Genomic DNA, 15,871 nt, shown 5'->3' on the forward strand with positions numbered 1-15,871 from the left:
CAGGTTATGCCGATTCGTGTGCCGGACGAGCTACCCGCCGTCAATTTCTTGCGTGAAGAAAACGTCTTTGTGATGACAACTTCGCGCGCGTCTGGTCAGGAAATTCGTCCGCTAAAGGTGCTTATCCTTAACCTGATGCCGAAGAAGATCGAAACTGAAAATCAGTTTTTACGCCTGCTTTCAAACTCTCCTTTGCAGGTCGATATTCAGTTGTTGCGCATCGATTCTCGCGAGTCGCGCAACACGCCTGCAGAGCATCTGAACAACTTCTACTGCAACTTTGAAGATATACAGGAACAGAACTTTGATGGTCTGATTGTAACTGGCGCGCCGCTGGGTCTGGTGGAGTTTAATGACGTCGCTTACTGGCCGCAGATCAAACAGGTATTGGAGTGGTCGAGAGATCACGTCACCTCGACATTATTTGTCTGTTGGGCGGTTCAGGCCGCGCTTAATATTCTCTACGGTATACCCAAGCAAACCCGCACCGACAAACTTTCGGGTGTATACGAGCACCACATTCTCCATCCTCATGCGCTTCTGACGCGTGGATTTGATGATTCATTTCTGGCACCGCATTCGCGATATGCAGACTTTCCGGCAGCGTTGATTCGTGATTACACCGATCTGGAGATTCTGGCAGAGACAGAAGAAGGGGATGCGTATTTGTTTGCCAGCAAAGACAAGCGCATTGCCTTTGTGACGGGCCATCCCGAATACGATGCGCAAACACTGGCGCAGGAATATTTCCGCGATGTAGAAGCCGGACTAACTCCGGATGTACCGTATAACTATTTCCCGCATAACGATCCGCAAAACAAACCGTGTGCGAGCTGGCGTAGTCACGGTAATTTGCTGTTTACCAACTGGCTCAACTATTACGTCTACCAGATTACGCCATACGATCTACGCCACATGAATCCAACGCTGGATTAATCTTCTGCGGCGATCGATCGTTAAGCGATTCAGCACATTACATCAGGCACCTTCGGGTGCCTTTTTTATTTCTGAAACGTCACTCATCAAGTGAATTAATTTTATTATTATTGTTATCAATAGGTTAATTGATAATTAAATTAAAAATGGAAATTGTTTTTGATTTTGCATTTTAAATGAGTAGTCTTAGTTGTGCTGAACGAAAAGCGCACAACGATCCTTCGTTCACAGTGGGGAAGTATTCGGATCCATGACGAGGAGCTGCACGATGACTCAACAGGCAACAACAACCGATGAACTGGCTTTCATAAGGCCGTATGGCGAGCAGGAGAAGCAAGTTCTCACCGCCGAAGCGGTAGAATTTCTGACTGAGCTGGTGACGCATTTTACGCCACAACGCAATAAACTTCTGGCAGCGCGCATTCAGCAACAGCAGGATATCGATAACGGGACGTTGCCTGATTTTATTTCGGAAACAACTTCCATTCGAGAAAGTAATTGGAAGATTCGCGGAATTCCTGCGGACTTACAAGATCGCCGGGTAGAGATAACCGGACCCGTTGAGCGCAAGATGGTGATTAACGCGCTAAACGCTAATGTGAAAGTCTTCATGGCTGACTTCGAGGATTCACTGGCCCCGGACTGGAACAAAGTGATCGACGGGCAAATTAACCTGCGCGATGCGGTTAACGGCACCATCAGTTACACCAACGAAGCAGGTAAAATTTATCAACTCAAGCCCAATCCGGCGGTTTTGATTTGTCGGGTACGCGGCCTGCACTTGCCGGAAAAACATGTTACCTGGCGTGGTGAAGCAATCCCTGGCAGCCTGTTTGATTTTGCTCTCTACTTCTTCCACAACTACCAGGCGCTGCTGGCAAAGGGCAGTGGTCCTTATTTTTATCTGCCAAAAACTCAGTCCTGGCAGGAAGCTGCATGGTGGAGCGAAGTCTTCACTTACGCAGAAGGTCGCTTTAACCTGCCGCGCGGCACCATCAAGGCAACGTTACTCATTGAAACCTTGCCTGCTGTATTCCAGATGGATGAAATCCTTCACGCACTGCGCGACCATATTGTCGGTCTGAACTGCGGTCGCTGGGATTACATCTTTAGCTATATCAAAACATTAAAAAACTATCCCGATCGCGTCCTGCCAGACCGCCAGGCAGTGACAATGGATAAACCGTTCCTCAGTGCCTATTCACGTCTGCTGATTAAAACCTGCCATAAACGCGGTGCATTCGCGATGGGCGGCATGGCGGCCTTTATCCCGAGTAAAGATGAAGAGCGCAATAATCAGGTGCTCAACAAGGTAAAAGCGGATAAAGCACTAGAAGCCAACAACGGTCACGATAGTACGTGGATCGCCCATCCAGGCCTTGCTGATACCGCAATGGCGGTATTTAACGACATCCTCGGCTCTCGTAAAAACCAGTTAGAAGTCCTGCGCGAGCAAGATGCACCGGTTACTGCCGAACAACTGCTGGCTCCTTGTGACGGTGAGCGCACCGAAGAAGGCATGCGCGCCAATATTCGTGTGGCCGTGCAGTACATCGAAGCATGGATCTCCGGCAACGGCTGTGTGCCGATTTATGGTCTGATGGAAGACGCAGCAACGGCAGAGATTTCCCGCACCTCTATCTGGCAATGGATCCACCATCAAAAAACGTTGAGCAATGGCAAACCGGTGACCAAAGCACTGTTCCGCCAGATGTTGGCTGAAGAGATGAAAGAGATTGCCCATGAATTGGGCGAACAACGTTTCAATAGTGGGCGCTTCGATGATGCTGCTCGCCTGATGGAACAGATCACCACTTCCGATGAGTTAATTGATTTCCTGACCCTGCCAGGCTACCGCCTGTTAGCGTAAACCACCACATAACTATGGAGCATCTGCACATGAAAACCCGTACACAACAAATTGAAGAATTACAGAAAGAGTGGACTCAACCGCGCTGGGAAGGTATTACCCGCCCATACAGCGCGGAGGACGTGGTGAAATTACGCGGCTCGGTCAATCCGGAATGCACGCTGGCACAACTGGGCGCGGCAAAAATGTGGCGACTGCTGCACGGTGAATCGAAAAAAGGCTATATCAACAGCCTCGGCGCACTGACTGGCGGTCAGGCGCTGCAACAGGCGAAAGCGGGTATTGAAGCGGTTTACCTGTCTGGCTGGCAGGTAGCGGCGGATGCTAACCTGGCGGCCAGCATGTATCCGGACCAGTCACTTTATCCGGCAAATTCAGTGCCAGCGGTAGTGGAGCGGATCAATAACACCTTCCGTCGAGCTGATCAGATCCAGTGGTCCGCAGGTATTGAGCCGGGCGATCCGCGTTATGTTGATTATTTCCTGCCGATCGTTGCCGATGCTGAAGCCGGTTTTGGTGGTGTCCTGAATGCTTTTGAGCTGATGAAAGCGATGATTGAAGCCGGTGCAGCGGCAGTTCACTTCGAAGATCAGTTGGCGTCAGTGAAAAAATGCGGTCACATGGGCGGTAAAGTGCTGGTGCCAACCCAGGAAGCGATCCAGAAACTGGTCGCGGCGCGTCTGGCTGCGGATGTTACAGGAGTTCCGACCCTGTTGGTTGCTCGTACCGATGCCGATGCGGCGGATCTGATCACCTCCGATTGCGATCCGTACGACAGCGAATTCATCACTGGTGAACGCACTAATGAAGGTTTCTTCCGTACCCATGCGGGCATTGAACAAGCTATCAGCCGTGGCCTGGCTTATGCGCCATATGCTGACCTAGTTTGGTGTGAAACCTCTACGCCAGATCTGGAACTGGCGCGCCGTTTTGCCGACGCTATTCATGCGAAATATCCAGGCAAGATGTTAGCCTACAACTGCTCGCCGTCGTTCAACTGGCAGAAAAATCTCGACGACAAAACTATTGCCAGCTTCCAGCAGCAATTGTCGGATATGGGTTACAAATTCCAGTTTATCACCCTGGCGGGTATCCACAGCATGTGGTTCAACATGTTCGACCTGGCAAACGCCTATGCGCAGGGCGAGGGGATGAAGCATTATGTTGAGAAAGTGCAGCAGCCGGAATTTGCTGCTGCGAAAGATGGCTACACCTTCGTTTCTCACCAGCAGGAAGTGGGTACGGGTTATTTCGATAAAGTGACGACCATTATTCAGGGTGGCACATCGTCGGTTACCGCACTGACCGGCTCTACCGAAGAATCGCAGTTCTAAGCAACCGACAATTGTTGTTGGCTGTAGACCGGATAATGCGTTCACGCCGCATCCGGCAATGAGCGCCTGATGCGACGCTGACGCGTCTTATCAGGCCTACAAATGTTGCAGACGCGTAGGCCGGATAATGCGTTTACGCCGCATCCGGCAATGAGCGCCTGATGCGACGCTGACGCGTCTTATCAGGCCTACAAATGTTGCAGACTCGTAGACCGGATAATGCGTTTACGCCGCATCCGGCAATGAGCGCCTGATGCGACGCTTGCGCGTCTTATCAGGCCTACAAATGTTGCAGACGCGTAGGCCGGATAAGGCGTTTACGCCGCATCCGGCAATCAACGCCTGATGTGACGCTTGTGCGTCTTATCCGGCAATTCACAGCTCCCGATGAGGGCAACAAATGCCGCGTGGTCTGGAATTACTGATTGCACAAACAATTTTGCAGGGTTTCGATGCCCAGTATGGTCGATTCCTCGAAGTGACTTCCGGGGCGCAGCAGCGTTTCGAACAGGCCGACTGGCACGCTGTCCAGCAGGCGATGAAAAATCGTATCCATCTTTACGATCATCACGTGGGTCTGGTGGTGGAGCAGTTACGCTGCATTACTAACGGCCAAAGCACGAATGCGGCATTTTTACTGCACGTCAAAGAGCATTACACCCGGCTATTGCCGGACTACCCGCGCTTCGAGATTGCGGAGAGTTTTTTCAACTCCGTATACTGTCGGTTATTTGACCACCGCTCGCTTACTCCCGAGCGGCTTTTTATCTTTAGCTCCCAGCCGGAACGCCGCTTTCGTACCATTCCGCGCCCGCTGGCCAAAGACTTTTACCCCGATCACGGCTGGGAATCACTGCTGATGCGCGTTATTAGCGACTTGCCGCTACGCCTGCGCTGGCAGAATAAAAGCCGTGATATCAACTATATCATTCTTCATCTGACGGAAACGCTGGGGACAGATAACCTCGCTGAAAGTCATCTACAGGTGGCGAACGAACTGTTTTACCGTAATAAAGCCGCCTGGCTGGTGGGCAAACTGATAACGCCTTCCGGCACGTTGCCATTTTTGCTGCCGATCCACCAGACGGACGACGGCGAGTTGTTTATTGATACCTGCCTGACGACGACCGCCGAAGCGAGCATCGTCTTTGGCTTCGCGCGATCCTATTTTATGGTTTACGCGCCGCTGCCTGCCGCACTGGTCGAGTGGCTACGGGAGATTCTGCCGGGTAAAACTACCGCAGAACTGTATATGGCTATCGGTTGCCAGAAGCATGCCAAAACCGAAAGTTACCGTGAATATCTCGTTTATTTACAAGGATGTAATGAGCAGTTTATTGAAGCGCCGGGCATTCGTGGGATGGTCATGCTGGTGTTCACGCTGCCGGGCTTTGATCGGGTATTCAAAGTCATCAAAGACAAATTCGCCCCGCAGAAAGAGATGTCAGCGGCTCACGTCCGCGCCTGCTATCAACTGGTAAAAGAGCACGATCGCGTAGGAAGGATGGCGGATACCCAGGAGTTTGAAAACTTTGTACTGGAGAAGCGACATATTTCCCCGTCATTAATGGATTTGCTGCTTCAGGAAGCGCCAGAAAAAATCACCGATCTGGGCGAACAAATTGTGATTCGCCATCTCTATATCGAACGGCGGATGGTGCCTCTCAATATTTGGCTTGAACAGGTTGAGGGTCAGCAACTGCGTGATGCTATAGAAGAGTACGGCAACGCTATTCGCCAGCTTGCCGCCGCCAATATTTTCCCCGGTGATATGCTGTTTAAAAACTTTGGCGTCACCCGACACGGGCGCGTGGTGTTTTATGATTACGATGAAATTTGCTACATGACGGAAGTGAATTTCCGCGACATCCCACCGCTGCGCTACCCGGAAGACGAACTCGCCAGCGAACCGTGGTATAGCGTCTCGCCGGGCGATGTTTTCCCGGAAGAGTTCCGCCACTGGCTATGCGCCGACCCACGCATTGGTCCACTGTTCGAGGAAATGCACGCCGACCTGTTCCGCGCCGATTACTGGCGCGCTCTACAAAACCGCATCCGCGAAGGACATGTGGAAGATGTTTATGCATATCGGCGCAGACAGCGGTTTAGCGTGCGGTTTGTATAAATCAGAGGCGAAAAGTCACCGCATTCCACCATACGCCAGCGTCACTTCCTTCGCCGCTTTAATTACCATCGCGCCAAACTCAGTCACGCGGTCATCGGTAATACGTGAAATCGGCCCGGAAATTGAAATTGCGGCAAACGGTTCGCGGTGTTCATCGAAAATACACGCAGCCAGGCAACGCAGTCCCAGCGCATGTTCTTCATCATCAAATGAATAACCGCGTTTGCGTGTCTGCGCGAGGTCTTCTTTTAAATGCACAGGAGAAACCAGCGTCGCGTGGGTATAGGCATGTAACCCTTTGCGATGCAGCAGCTTTGTCACCTGTTCTTCACTCAGTTGAGCCAAAAAGGCTTTACCGGCACCGGAAGCATGCATCGGCAATTTACCGCCAATAGGGGCGGACATTCGCATCAGATGCGTACACTGCACCTGATCGATAATAATCGCCTCGTGATCGCTTTGATCGAGCACCGCCATATTGACCGTTTCGCCAGATTCTTCCATCAGATCGCGCAGTATAGGATGGACAATAGCTAACAAATTACGGCTCTGGAGAAAACTGCTACCGACCATAAATGCATGCGCGCCGATCGCCCAGTGACCCAGCTCACCGACCTGACGCACAAAGCCCTGTTGTTGCATAGTGGTTAGCAGACGGTGGGTGGTGGAATTGGGTAATCCGGCTTGCTGTGCCAGTTCGGTTAGTGCCACACTGCCATTGGATTCGGCAATCCACTCCAGTAATTTCAGGCCACGCGTTAAAGACTGAACCTGCCCAGTCGCGGGGGCGCTGGTTGCGGCAGGTTTTCTACCGCGTTTTGCGGGAATGGGTGCGACCATGACAGCCTCCTTTTTCTGTATTGTGGAAATCATTTTCATTTTTATTGTTAACTAATGCAACAGTTGCTGTACTGATCCGATGAGTTAATGTTGAACAAATCTCATGTTGCGTAGTGGTCGCTTTTACCACTGATGCGTTTGTGCCAGTATGGTTTGTTGAATTTTTATTAAATCTGGGTTGAGCGTGTCGGGAGCAAGTGTGAGCAGCAAAGTTGAACAACTGCGTGCGCAGTTAAATGAACGTATTCTGGTGCTGGACGGCGGTATGGGCACCATGATCCAGAATTATCGTCTGAACGAAGCCGATTTTCGCGGTGAGCGTTTTGCCGACTGGCCGTGCGATCTAAAAGGCAACAACGACCTGCTGGTACTCAGTAAACCTGATGTGATTGCCGCGATCCACAACGCTTACTTTGAAGCGGGCGCGGATATCATCGAAACCAACACCTTCAACTCCACGACTATTGCGATGGCGGATTACCAGATGGAATCCCTGTCAGCAGAAATCAACTTTGCAGCAGCGAAACTGGCACGTGCCTGCGCTGACGAGTGGACCGCCCGCACGCCGGGGAAACCACGCTACGTTGCTGGTGTTCTCGGCCCAACCAATCGCACAGCATCTATTTCTCCGGATGTAAACGATCCGGCATTTCGCAATATCACCTTTGACCAACTGGTGGCGGCTTATCGTGAATCCACCAAAGCGCTGGTGGAAGGCGGTGTAGATCTGATTCTGATTGAAACTGTTTTCGACACTCTTAACGCGAAAGCGGCGGTCTTTGCGGTGAAAACCGAGTTTGAAGCGCTGGGTGTGGAGTTGCCGATTATGATTTCCGGCACCATTACCGACGCCTCCGGGCGCACGCTCTCCGGTCAGACAACCGAGGCATTTTACAACTCCCTGCGGCATGCCGAAGCGCTGACCTTTGGCCTCAACTGCGCACTGGGGCCAGACGAACTGCGTCAGTACGTGCAGGAACTTTCGCGTATTGCCGAATGCTACGTCACCGCGCACCCGAATGCCGGACTGCCAAACGCCTTTGGTGAATACGATCTCGATGCTGACACAATGGCGAAACAGATTCGCGAATGGGCTGAATCGGGTTTCCTGAATATTGTCGGCGGTTGCTGTGGCACGACGCCACAACATATTGCTGCGATGAGCCGTGCAGTTGAAGGATTAGCACCGCGCAAACTGCCTGATATCCCCGTAGCCTGCCGTTTGTCCGGACTGGAGCCGCTGAACATTGGCGACGATAGTTTGTTTGTTAACGTTGGTGAACGAACTAACGTAACCGGTTCCGCTAAGTTCAAACGCCTGATCAAAGAAGAGAAATATAGCGAGGCGCTGGACGTGGCGCGTCAGCAGGTGGAAAACGGCGCGCAGATTATCGATATCAACATGGATGAAGGGATGCTCGACGCCGAAGCGGCGATGGTGCGTTTCCTCAGTCTGATTGCTGGCGAGCCGGATATCGCTCGCGTGCCGATTATGATCGATTCTTCGAAATGGGACGTCATCGAAAAAGGACTGAAGTGTATTCAGGGCAAAGGCATTGTTAACTCTATCTCGATGAAAGAGGGCGTTGAAACCTTTATCCATCATGCCAAATTATTACGCCGTTACGGTGCGGCAGTGGTGGTAATGGCCTTTGACGAACAGGGCCAGGCCGATACCCGCGCACGGAAAATCGAGATTTGCCGTCGGGCGTACAAAATCCTCACCGAGGAAGTCGGCTTCCCGCCGGAAGATATCATTTTCGACCCGAACATCTTCGCTGTCGCCACCGGGATTGAAGAGCATAACAATTACGCGCAGGATTTCATCGGCGCGTGCGAAGACATCAAACGCGAACTGCCGCACGCACTCATCTCCGGTGGCGTCTCCAACGTTTCCTTCTCGTTCCGTGGCAACGACCCGGTGCGCGAAGCTATTCACGCGGTGTTCCTCTACTACGCCATCCGTAACGGTATGGATATGGGGATCGTCAACGCCGGACAACTGGCGATTTACGACGATCTGCCTGCGGAACTGCGCGACGCGGTGGAAGATGTGATCCTTAACCGTCGCGACGATGGTACAGAGCGTTTACTGGAACTTGCCGAAAAATATCGCGGCAGTAAAACCGACGACACCGCCAACGCCCAACAGGCGGAGTGGCGCTCGTGGGACGTGAAGAAACGCCTGGAGTACTCGTTGGTCAAAGGCATTACTGAGTTTATCGAACAGGACACCGAAGAAGCTCGTCAACAAGCCGCTCGCCCGATTGAAGTGATTGAAGGGCCGCTGATGGACGGAATGAACGTCGTCGGTGACCTGTTTGGTGAAGGGAAAATGTTTTTGCCGCAGGTGGTGAAATCGGCACGCGTTATGAAGCAGGCGGTGGCGTATCTCGAACCGTATATTGAAGCCAGCAAAGAGCAGGGTAAAACCAACGGTAAGATGGTGATCGCCACCGTGAAGGGTGACGTGCACGATATCGGTAAAAATATTGTTGGTGTGGTGCTGCAATGTAACAACTATGAAATTGTTGATCTCGGCGTGATGGTGCCAGCGGAAAAAATCCTCCGCACTGCCAAAGAGGTGAATGCTGATTTGATTGGTCTTTCGGGGCTGATCACGCCGTCGCTGGACGAAATGGTCAACGTGGCGAAAGAGATGGAGCGTCAGGGCTTCACCATTCCGCTACTGATTGGCGGCGCGACTACCTCAAAAGCGCATACAGCGGTGAAAATCGAGCAAAACTACAGCGGCCCGACGGTTTACGTGCAAAACGCCTCGCGCACCGTTGGTGTTGTGGCGGCGCTGCTTTCCGACACTCAGCGTGACGACTTTGTCGCTCGTACCCGCAAAGAGTACGAAACCGTGCGTATTCAGCACGGGCGCAAGAAACCGCGCACGCCACCGGTCACGCTGGAAGTGGCGCGCGATAACGATTTCGCTTTTGACTGGCAGGCCTATACGCCGCCTGTAGCGCACCGTCTCGGCGTGCAGGAAGTCGAAGCCAGCATCGAAACGCTGCGTAACTATATCGACTGGACGCCGTTCTTTATGACCTGGTCGCTGGCCGGAAAGTATCCGCGCATTCTGGAAGATGAAGTGGTGGGCGAAGAGGCAAAACGCCTGTTTAAAGACGCTAACGACATGCTGGATAAATTAAGCGCTGAAAAATCGCTGAATCCGCGCGGCGTGGTTGGTCTGTTCCCGGCAAACCGGGTGGGTGACGACATTGAAATCTATCGTGATGAAACACGCACGCATGTGATTAATATCAGCCACCATCTGCGCCAACAGACGGAAAAAACCGGCTTTGCTAACTACTGCCTCGCTGATTTTGTGGCACCGAAACTCTCCGGCAAAGCGGATTACATCGGTGCATTTGCCGTAACTGGCGGGCTGGAAGAGGACGCGCTGGCTGATGCCTTCGAAGCGCAGCACGATGATTACAATAAAATCATGGTGAAAGCGCTTGCCGACCGTTTAGCCGAAGCCTTTGCAGAATATCTTCATGAGCGCGTGCGTAAAGTCTACTGGGGCTACGCGCCGAATGAAAATCTCAGCAACGAAGACCTGATCCGCGAAAACTATCAGGGCATCCGCCCGGCACCAGGATATCCGGCCTGCCCGGAACATACGGAAAAAGCCACCATCTGGGAGCTGCTGGAAGTGGAAAAACACACCGGCATGAAACTCACGGAATCTTTCGCTATGTGGCCTGGCGCATCAGTTTCGGGTTGGTACTTCAGCCATCCGGACAGCAAGTACTACGCAGTGGCACAAATTCAGCGCGATCAGGTTGAAGACTATGCCCGCCGTAAAGGTATGAGCGTTTCTGATGTTGAACGCTGGCTGGCGCCGAATCTGGGGTATGACGCGGACTGATTCACAAATCTGTCTCTTTATTGATAGTAAACACATATACTGGACTTATATCAGACCGGAAAAGCGCTTCCGGAACTGTTTCAGGCACATATAACGATAAGGAGAACCTGAACTCGTGTTAACACTGCTTCACCTGCTTTCTGCCGTCGCCCTGCTGGTCTGGGGGACGCATATTGTTCGAACAGGCGTAATGCGTGTCTTTGGCGCACGGCTGCGTACTGTCCTTAGCCGGAGCGTCGAAAAAAAGCCGCTCGCCTTCTGTGCGGGGATTGGCGTTACGGCACTGGTGCAGAGCAGTAATGCCACCACCATGCTGGTGACGTCGTTTGTTGCCCAGGATCTGGTTGCTCTCGCGCCTGCGCTGGTGATTGTGCTGGGGGCCGACGTCGGAACGGCGCTGATGGCGCGGGTTCTCACCTTCGATTTATCCTGGTTGTCGCCGCTACTTATTTTTATCGGCGTAATTTTTTTCCTCGGACGCAAGCAGTCGCGCGCCGGGCAACTGGGCCGCGTCGGTATTGGCCTTGGGTTGATTTTGCTGGCACTGGAGTTGATTGTGCAGGCCGTAACGCCGATCACCCAGGCGAACGGTGTTCAGGTGATCTTTGCCTCGCTGACCGGCGATATTCTGCTGGATGCGCTGATTGGCGCGATGTTCGCCATTATCAGCTACTCCAGCCTTGCCGCGGTACTGCTGACTGCGACTCTGACTGCTGCGGGCATTATCTCTTTCCCGGTGGCGCTCTGCCTGGTTATTGGCGCTAACCTTGGTTCCGGCTTGCTGGCGATGCTCAACAATAGCGCCGCTAATGCTGCCGCACGTCGTGTCGCGTTGGGCAGCCTGCTTTTTAAGCTGGTGGGGAGCCTGATTATCCTGCCGTTTGTCCACGTTCTGGCAGAATCAATGGATAAACTGCCTTTGCCGAAAGCGGAACTGGTTATCTATTTCCACGTCTTCTATAACCTTGTGCGCTGTCTGGCGATGCTGCCATTTGTCGACCCGATGGCACGGTTTTGCAAAACCATTATTCGCGATGAACCCGAACTGGATGCCCATCTGAAACCAAAACATCTGGATGTCAGCGCGCTGGATACGCCGACCCTTGCTCTGGCGAATGCCGCCCGTGAAACACTGCGCATCGGTGACGCGATGGAACAGATGATGGAAGGGCTGAATAAAGTGATGCACGGCGAACCGCGTGAAGAGAAGGAGTTGCGCAAGCTGGCGGATGATATCAACGTCCTCTACACCGCGATTAAACTTTATCTGGCGCGGATGCCAAAAGAAGAGTTGGCGGAAGAAGAATCACGTCGCTGGGCGGAGATTATCGAAATGGCGCTCAACCTTGAGCAGGCTTCCGATATTGTCGAGCGCATGGGCAGCGAAATTGCCGACAAATCACTGGCAGCACGGCGGGCGTTTTCGCTTGATGGGTTGAAGGAACTGGATGCGCTCTATGAGCAATTGCTCAGCAATTTAAAACTGGCAATGTCGGTGTTCTTCTCTGGCGATGTCACCAGCGCTCGCCGTTTACGTCGCAGTAAGCATCGCTTTCGCATTCTTAATCGCCGCTATTCCCATGCCCACGTCGATCGCCTGCATCAGCAAAACGTGCAGAGTATTGAAACCAGTTCGCTACATTTAGGTTTATTGGGAGATATGCTGCGTCTGAACTCGCTGTTTTGTTCGGTGGCTTACAGCGTACTGGAACAGCCAGATGAAGATGAGGGACGGGACGAGTATTAATATTGTGAATCCTGTAGGCCTGATAAGACGCGTTAAGCGTCGCATCAGGCACTATGTACAAGATGCCGGATCATGCATCCGGCAATTCACTTAAAAACGGTGACCCGCTTCCAGCGGCACGGCTTCTTCACCGGCCTTAAACACATAAGTGGTATTCGGGCCGCCAAGCGTAGCGTGACCTTTACTTACGGTGATCCAGTTACCTTCCGGCAGACCAATAATCGTCAGTTCTGGCGCTACCACCAGTAATTCGCGAATACGCTGCTCGCGCGTTTCACCTTTGTGACCTTCCGGCAGCGCGTTGGTGAAGTGCGGGTTGATTTGCAGCGGGAACAGATTCAGCGCATCGAAGCCCTGCGGATCGACAATCGGCATATCGTTGGTCGTGCGAATGGTTGGGCAAGCGAGGTTAGCGCCTGCGCTCCAGCCAATATACAGAGCGCCGCGTTTCACTACGTCAACAATCGGTGCCAGCAGACCGCGCACACGGCATTCTTTCAGTAACTGGAAAGTGTTGCCACCGCCGACAATCACGATCTCCGCATTTTCAATCGCGGCAACAGGATCGGCAACGCTATGAATACCGGTGACAGAAATGCCAAGTGGGGCAAGAACTGCAGCCGTTTTGGCGGTGTAATCATCCCAGGTTTGCGTTACGCCAGCGAAAGGAATAAACACCGCGGAACGGCGACCCTGCAACTGTTCAGCAATCAGCGGCAGCGCATGTTCCAGCCAGGCTTTTCCCGGCAGCGTCGAGTTACTCAATAAAAGCAGTTCCATTACTTCTCCGGTTAGTAAGAAATCACGGAAGGCATGCTACCACTGTGAATTTAACCGCTTACTGACATGGCTCACGATGTCGCGTATTGAACCTGGCGCTGAGACTGATGACAAACATAGCATTGCCTGATGCGCTACGGTTATCAGACCTACAAGATAATTGCAATATATTGAATTATCGCGATTTTGTAGGCCGAATAAGGCGTTTGCGCCGCATCCGGCATGAACAACGTGCACTTTGCCACCAATCTGAGCGCCCCTTAAGGCGCTGATGTTTCTTATCCTTCTCGTGCAAATTGTGCCGCTTCAGTAATCAGCCGCGCATCAGGTCGCACACCGGTATACATCGCGAACTGCTCGACGGCCTGTAAAGCAATCACCTCTGCGCCGTTGATCGTCTGCTTATCAAGCCGTTGCGCCAGGCGAATGAGTGGCGTTTCCGGCGGCAAGGCCACGACGTCAAAAACGACGCTTGCCGTAGAGATCATTGCCTCGCTGAAGGCCAGCTCATGGCTCTCTTTACCACCGCTCATGCCGACAGGGGGCACGTTAACCAGAATGTCGCAGGCGATACCTTCCGGTTGCGGCTGCCACTGGAACCCATACTGCTTCGCCAGCGCCGGGCCGCTCTCGCAGTTGCGGGCGGCGATGACGACATCCGTAAACCCCGCGTCGCGAAAGGCGGCAATCACCGCTTTGCCCATGCCGCCGCTGCCGCGAATCATCACGCGTGCGGCGCTATTAAGCTGGTGGTGAATAATCAGGTTTTTCACCGCGATGTAGTCGGTGTTAAACCCGGTCAGCCTGCCGTCGTCATTCACAATAGTATTCACTGAATCAATGACTTTTGCCGACGGATCGATAGCATCGAGAAAGGGCATGCAGCTTTCTTTAAACGGCATCGACACGGCGCAGCCGCGAATCCCCAACGCGCGAACGCCGTTCACCGCTGCTGCAATATCCTGGGTAGTGAACGCTTTATAGATGAAATTCAGCCCCTGCTTTTCATACAGATAATTGTGAAAGCGCGTGCCGAAGTTGCCGGGGCGACCGGCAAGCGACATGCACAGTTGAGTCTCGCGATTAATCATGGGTAATCGCCTCTGCATGAGCGAGAAGGTATTGCTCCGCCTCGCCGGACCAGACTCCCTGATGACGCGCCAGAATCGCCGCCAGTCCTTCATCCTGAATCTGCGTGAGTGAGGTCAGCGGCAGAGATTTCCCGGTATACACCAGCTTTTTCCCGCCGCCGACGGCAGGCAATTCAAGCGTGGTTTTGCCCGCAGCATTCAGCCCAAGAATATGTGTTACCACTTTTGCGGCCTGCACTTTTTTCTCTTCGATCAGTTTGACCGCCGTGCGCATGTTGTCGGTATTGCCGCCTGACGTGCCCACGTAGTGGGTAAACGCGTAATGCATATCGTAGAAATTAATCGGCGCGCTGAAGTGTTTATCCTGTGGCCCGGCGAAGAAGTTCATACAGCCGTCGACCGCCAGCAGCGAAGAGGCGAGGGTAACCAGCCCTTCATTGGGCACGAAAACGAAAATATCATCGAAACCTTGCCCGCCGCTGAGTGCCATTAGCGTCTCATACGAAGCGTCGGCAGCATTGAGGTAATGAATCAGCGTTTGCGGCTCTGACGGATAGTGTTTCCGCGCGTAGCTCAGCTTGTCGTTATTGGTATCGGTGACGATTAACAGCGACGGGTTAACCGGCCCATGCAGCGCATAATCAATCGCCAGCAGCCCCATTGGACCGGTGCCGCCGAGGATCAGCGAGCGTCCTTGCGGGCGAATCCCCATTGTGTGGTTATAACTACCTTCCTGAAGATGATAGTTGGCGTTGAACGAGCCAATCACGCAGGAAAGCGGTTCAACCAGCGAGCCTTCAAAGTAGGTTTCGCCGTCGTATGCCAGCAGGCAATCCTGTTCCATAACCTCATTTGGGATAACCACATGTGTGGCTTCGCCGCCCACCCACGGGAAGGAGTAACCGGGGCAGTCCGGGCGATCCGGCAGTTGCAGGTTAGCCTGAATCACATAGCGCTGGCCGGGCTGGAACTTATGCTGCCATTTTTTACCGACGGCCAGAATATCGCCGCAAAACTCATGGCCGATGATGATGGGATGGGTTGCTACATCGTCGGGCACTTTTTTGTGGTTTTCGCCCAGATTGGTCTCTTTCCAGGAGGAAAGACACAGGCTGTCGGTGACCACTGTCGCCAGAATTTCATCTTCCTGCATTTCAGGAAGGTCAAAGGTTTCCAGACGCAGGTCACGTTTACCGTAAAGACGCAGAGCTGTTGTTTTCATAAACCACCTCATGTTGAGCGATGGCCCCGGCAGCCGCGCCGGG

10 protein-coding genes are annotated in these 15,871 nt (G+C 52.9%); 6 read left to right on the forward strand and 4 right to left on the reverse strand.

The window, feature by feature from the left end; genetic code table 11:
• Positions 1-6: 6 nt before the first annotated feature.
• From metA to aceK, 4 genes are all read left to right on the forward strand, one after another.
• The gene (metA, locus tag C1192_RS18350; RefSeq protein WP_001122799.1) at positions 7-936 is read left to right on the forward strand and encodes a homoserine O-acetyltransferase MetA; all 930 of its coding nucleotides are present in this window, start codon (positions 7-9) and stop codon (positions 934-936) included.
• A gap of 268 nt (positions 937-1,204) precedes the next feature.
• Complete coding sequence (gene aceB, locus C1192_RS18355; RefSeq protein WP_038355634.1) at positions 1,205-2,806, forward strand: malate synthase A; 1,602 nt, start codon at positions 1,205-1,207, stop codon at positions 2,804-2,806.
• Positions 2,807-2,835: 29 nt separating this feature from the next.
• The gene (gene aceA / locus C1192_RS18360) at positions 2,836-4,140 is read left to right on the forward strand and encodes an isocitrate lyase (protein ID WP_038355635.1); all 1,305 of its coding nucleotides are present in this window, start codon (positions 2,836-2,838) and stop codon (positions 4,138-4,140) included.
• 400 nt (positions 4,141-4,540) lie between these two features.
• Complete coding sequence (gene aceK, locus C1192_RS18365) at positions 4,541-6,265, forward strand: bifunctional isocitrate dehydrogenase kinase/phosphatase (protein WP_038355636.1); 1,725 nt, start codon at positions 4,541-4,543, stop codon at positions 6,263-6,265.
• Between the two features lie 15 nt (positions 6,266-6,280).
• Here the strand turns inward: aceK and iclR are convergent, their stop codons facing one another.
• Positions 6,281-7,105, reverse strand: a complete 825-nt coding sequence (gene iclR, locus C1192_RS18370) for a glyoxylate bypass operon transcriptional repressor IclR (RefSeq protein WP_000226393.1) — start codon at positions 7,103-7,105, stop codon at positions 6,281-6,283.
• Positions 7,106-7,304: 199 nt separating this feature from the next.
• On the opposite strand from iclR, the gene metH reads away from it, so the two are divergent.
• Positions 7,305-10,988 carry a methionine synthase gene (gene metH, locus C1192_RS18375; RefSeq protein ID WP_016249460.1) on the forward strand — a complete coding sequence of 1,228 codons (3,684 nt, stop codon included), beginning with the start codon at positions 7,305-7,307 and terminating at the stop codon, positions 10,986-10,988.
• Positions 10,989-11,103: 115 nt separating this feature from the next.
• Positions 11,104-12,735: a Na/Pi cotransporter family protein gene (locus tag C1192_RS18380; protein WP_038355637.1), complete on the forward strand. Its 1,632-nt coding sequence runs from the start codon at positions 11,104-11,106 to the stop codon at positions 12,733-12,735.
• A 90-nt stretch (positions 12,736-12,825) separates the two neighbouring features.
• Here C1192_RS18380 and pepE read toward each other — a convergent pair whose 3' ends face one another.
• From pepE to sorE, 3 genes are all read right to left on the reverse strand, one after another.
• Positions 12,826-13,515 (reverse strand): dipeptidase PepE, encoded by a 690-nt coding sequence (pepE, locus tag C1192_RS18385; protein ID WP_000421749.1) that lies wholly within the window; start codon positions 13,513-13,515, stop codon positions 12,826-12,828.
• Positions 13,516-13,793: 278 nt separating this feature from the next.
• Positions 13,794-14,606, reverse strand: coding sequence for a shikimate 5-dehydrogenase (locus C1192_RS18390; protein ID WP_038355638.1), 813 nt, complete (start codon positions 14,604-14,606; stop codon positions 13,794-13,796).
• Positions 14,599-15,828 (reverse strand): L-sorbose 1-phosphate reductase, encoded by a 1,230-nt coding sequence (gene sorE, locus C1192_RS18395; RefSeq protein WP_038355639.1) that lies wholly within the window; start codon positions 15,826-15,828, stop codon positions 14,599-14,601. The genes C1192_RS18390 and sorE overlap by 8 nt, the downstream gene beginning before the upstream one ends.
• Positions 15,829-15,871: the final 43 nt, after the last annotated feature.

It is taken from the genome of Escherichia marmotae (genome assembly GCF_002900365.1).
Lineage (GTDB): Bacteria > Pseudomonadota > Gammaproteobacteria > Enterobacterales > Enterobacteriaceae > Escherichia > Escherichia marmotae.

What these genes read in the sequence shown, in the direction of transcription:
- sorE (WP_038355639.1), bottom strand. Translation starts at nt 15,828, where the DNA reads ATGAAAACAACAGCTCTGCGTCTTTACGGTAAACGTGACCTGCGTCTG.
- metA (WP_001122799.1), top strand. Translation starts at nt 7, where the DNA reads ATGCCGATTCGTGTGCCGGACGAGCTACCCGCCGTCAATTTCTTGCGT.
- aceK (WP_038355636.1), top strand. Translation starts at nt 4,541, where the DNA reads ATGCCGCGTGGTCTGGAATTACTGATTGCACAAACAATTTTGCAGGGT.
- iclR (WP_000226393.1), bottom strand. Translation starts at nt 7,105, where the DNA reads ATGGTCGCACCCATTCCCGCAAAACGCGGTAGAAAACCTGCCGCAACC.
- C1192_RS18390 (WP_038355638.1), bottom strand. Translation starts at nt 14,606, where the DNA reads ATGATTAATCGCGAGACTCAACTGTGCATGTCGCTTGCCGGTCGCCCC.
- aceA (WP_038355635.1), top strand. Translation starts at nt 2,836, where the DNA reads ATGAAAACCCGTACACAACAAATTGAAGAATTACAGAAAGAGTGGACT.
- pepE (WP_000421749.1), bottom strand. Translation starts at nt 13,515, where the DNA reads ATGGAACTGCTTTTATTGAGTAACTCGACGCTGCCGGGAAAAGCCTGG.
- aceB (WP_038355634.1), top strand. Translation starts at nt 1,205, where the DNA reads ATGACTCAACAGGCAACAACAACCGATGAACTGGCTTTCATAAGGCCG.